1 protein-coding gene is annotated in these 1,699 nt (G+C 45.4%); it reads left to right on the forward strand.

Annotated elements, in window-relative coordinates:
• Nucleotides 1–456: 456 nt before the first annotated feature.
• The coding region (locus ACTRWI_RS22380) for an ISNCY family transposase (RefSeq protein ID WP_499133893.1) at nt 457–1,699 on the forward strand (1,243 nt) is incomplete at its 3' end.

Genomic DNA, 1,699 nt, shown 5'->3' on the forward strand with positions numbered 1-1,699 from the left:
TAGATTTAACGCTTTATCGACGGATTTCCCGTAATTATATGCAATTAATGGTAACGCTAATTACACTCACGCTCAAACTAATGTCCTTATTGCCTAGCGACTAGGGTGTGAACTTCAGAAAGTGCCGAAAGCTTCCGTATAAGTCCGGCGACTCCGGAGCAATCCGATTTTCACCTACATAGGCCCACAATTAGCTCGGTCTGACTCTCTTTCATCGGATTAGATTTGATATGGCAAACGCACGCCCCTTAATTTCGTAGAGTATTTAGTCTAACGCATTTCGGGGCAGAAATGAGTTTGGCAACATCGCCCCTGTTTTGTGATCACCAAGCGATTCTGTCGTACCTTAACTACCAAGCGACTTTGTCGTTAGCCTAATTACCGAGGGAAATTGACGGTCCTACTTTTTACGTAATCCTTTGACTATCACTGTGAATTAGTCAAAGGGTGTATAGGATGATCGTTATGGATGCTAAATCCCAGCTTACCGTGGATGTCATTGCTAAAGTGGCACTTAACAAAATCTCTATTCTCAATGCCTCGAAACTGCTCAATAAATCCCCCCGAACCATTGAACGTTACCTTAGGCGATACCGTACCGATGGTATTCGTTTCGTTGTTCATGGCAACACAGGAAGAGCACCTGCTAATAAAATCCCCGCGACCTTAAAGAAGCAAGTTCAAGCTCTGATAAAAACCAAGTATTACGACTTTAACATGCTTCATTTGGCAGACATGCTGGAAGTGTTTGAAGGCATCAAAGTAAAGCGAGAGACACTTCGTACCTGGGCGCACGAAATCCATCATGTAAAACGAGCTAAACATCGCCGCTCAAAAGTAAGAAGACGACGAGAGCGCATGGAGGCAGAAGGCTTAATGCTGCAAATGGACGGCAGCACTCACCTTTGGTTCGGGGACAAAAAGTCCTGCCTTATTGCTATGATTGATGACGCAACCAGTGACGTTCATGCAGAGTTCTTTCCTTCAGAAACTACGGAAGGCTGCCTCAAAGTAATGAAGGCTTATATCGAAAAAAAGGGGCTTTTTAAGACGCTTTATGTCGATAGAGCGGGTATCTTTGGTGGACCAAAACGCTGCCACTTCTCTCAGATGCAACGAGCCTGCGAAGAGCTTGGTATAGAAATTATTTTTGCCAACTCCCCCCAAGGAAAAGGTCGTATCGAACGCGCCTTCGATACGTTCCAAGATCGTCTCGTCCCTGAGTTAAGACTGGCGGGGGTCTCCGATATGAATAGCGCAAATGACTACCTGCAAAACACTTTCATCCCTGACTATTGGGCGACAACCCTCACGGTCAACGCTAAGCAGGTGCGCTCGGAACATAGGCCCGTTCCGAAACACCTAAACCTCGATGCGATATGTATCCAAAAAGAATATCGAAAAATCCGTCGGGACCATACCTTCAGTTATGGTAACGCAATGTACCAAATTACCTCTCCGTTAAGGCACTCTATCGTGAGTCAACAAGTTGAGCTACGTAAGCAACTTGATGGTAACTTCACCGCTTACTTTGCTGACCGAGAGCTGTCTATTAAAGAGCTTGTTGAGCCTAGCTCTAGGAAAGAATACGGGGAAGAAGTTCAGAAAAAGCTCGATGCTATTGAACTTGCCAAGGAGTTAGGCAATGTGAGAGAAGCTGCTCGGCAGAGCGGTTGCTCTGTCAAAAGCATTCACAACA

Source organism: Pseudoalteromonas sp. G5_S1_14_S5 (assembly GCF_054968605.1).